This window comes from Peribacillus sp. (genome assembly GCF_059453735.1).
This window is the reverse complement of record NZ_JAZVJO010000368.1, coordinates 1-1,880: the sequence shown is the minus strand read 5'-3', so window position 1 is coordinate 1,880 and position 1,880 is coordinate 1. Positions and strand designations below refer to the sequence as shown.

At 37.6% G+C, this 1,880-nt stretch carries 2 protein-coding genes; both read left to right on the top strand.

Annotated features, from left to right (window positions below; genetic code table 11):
* The first annotated feature begins 42 nt into the window (after positions 1–42).
* The gene (locus AC52RT_RS11930; RefSeq protein WP_495540946.1) at positions 43–453 is read left to right on the top strand and encodes a cytidine deaminase; all 411 of its coding nucleotides are present in this window, start codon (positions 43–45) and stop codon (positions 451–453) included.
* A gap of 61 nt (positions 454–514) precedes the next feature.
* Complete coding sequence (locus tag AC52RT_RS11925; RefSeq protein WP_495540945.1) at positions 515–1,699, top strand: NupC/NupG family nucleoside CNT transporter; 1,185 nt, start codon at positions 515–517, stop codon at positions 1,697–1,699.
* Positions 1,700–1,880: the final 181 nt, after the last annotated feature.

Sequence of the window (1,880 nt, the reverse complement as noted above, 5' to 3'; positions counted from 1 at the left end):
AGAAGAACGTGGGTGTTAAATGATTTGTATGTAGTAGAAAACATGCGTAATCAAGGCATAGCTCAAATGTTAATTAACGAAGCAATTATGGCTCGTAAACAAGCATATACACCTTATTCTAAGTTCAAAGTTGGAGCGGCTGTGCTGACAGAAGACGGACGTGTGTATCAGGGTTCAAACATTGAAAACGCTTCATACGGTTTAACAAATTGTGCAGAGCGGACGGCCATTTTTAAAGCCGTTTCAGAAGGTACAAGAAAGATTAAAGCAATCGCAATTGTTGCAGACACAGAAGGACCCGTTTCTCCATGTGGAGCTTGTCGACAAGTTATTGCTGAATTTAGTGATAACGATACCAAGATCTTTTTGACAAATTTAAAAGGTGACACAGTAGAAACAACGATCCAAGAAGTATTACCTGGCTCTTTCTCAGCCTCAGACATGAAAGCTTAATATCGGTATTTTATATTTAAGTAATAGGTAGAAACTAATAATTATACACCGGGGGTACCTCATGAATTATTTAATAGCGATTTTCGGACTAATTGTCGTTTTTGGACTTGCTTTTCTTGCTAGCAGCGACCGTAAAAAAATTAAATTTAAACCAATTATTATTATGGTTGTTATCCAGATTGTTTTAGCTTTCTTATTACTGAATACGAAATTTGGCTATGTCGTCATTAAGGCATTTGCAGGTGTCTTCGGTAAGCTTTTAGAGTATGCAGCAGAAGGTGTCAACTTTGTATTTGGCGGTCTTGCCAATGGGGGAGAAGCTCCATTCTTCCTAACCGTTCTGCTTCCTATCGTGTTCATTTCAGTATTAATCGGTATTTTCCAATACCTAAAAATTCTCCCGTTCATTATGACATGGATCGGATTCTTACTCAGCAAAGTAAATGGAATGGGTAAACTTGAATCCTATAACGCTGTAGCATCTGCTATGGTCGGTCAATCTGAAGTCTTTATTACAGTGAAAAAACAGCTTGGTCAACTTTCAGAGCAGCGTCTTTATACTTTGTGTGCCTCTGCTATGTCGACCGTTTCTATGTCAATCGTTGGTGCTTATATGACCATGATTGAACCCAAATACGTGGTTACAGCTATTGTTATCAACCTATTTGGTGGTTTCATCATCTCTTCAATTATCAATCCGTATACCGTTTCTGAGGAAGAAGATATCTTAGTTGTTCAAGACGATGAGAAACAATCGTTCTTTGAAATGATTGGTGAATATATTATGGATGGCTTCAAGGTAGCGGTCATTGTTGCTGCGATGCTAATTGGTTTTGTTGCCTTAATGGCAGGAATCAATGGTTTGTTCGATATGATCTTTGGAATCAGCTTCCAAGAAATTCTTGGATATATTTTCTCTCCTTTTGCCATGTTGATGGGTATTCCAGCAGCGGAAGCAGTTAAAGCGGGGGGCATCATGGCAACGAAACTAGTAACCAATGAATTTGTTGCGATGCTAGACTTAACGAAAGCCGCTTCAGAACTAAGTTCAAAATCAATTGGTATCATCTCTGTGTTCCTTGTCTCATTTGCAAACTTCTCTTCAATCGGAATCATTTCCGGTGCAGTAAAAGGTTTGCATGAAAAGCAAGGGAATGTAGTAGCACGCTTTGGTATTAAACTTCTTTACGGTGCAACTTTGGTAAGTATCCTAACATCTATCATCGTTAGTCTTATTATCAAATAATAATAATTGACAAACTTTAGTAGATAATAAGAGCATCTCTCTTTCGAATAGAAGGAGAGTGCTTTTTCTTTTTTTAATTCATCTAGAAAATTCATCATAGAAGGGGGTATTTGTGAAAAGTATTCTTTTCACAAAGCACTATATGGGTACAATAGGATTATTTTTATCAGGAGCGGTGTTG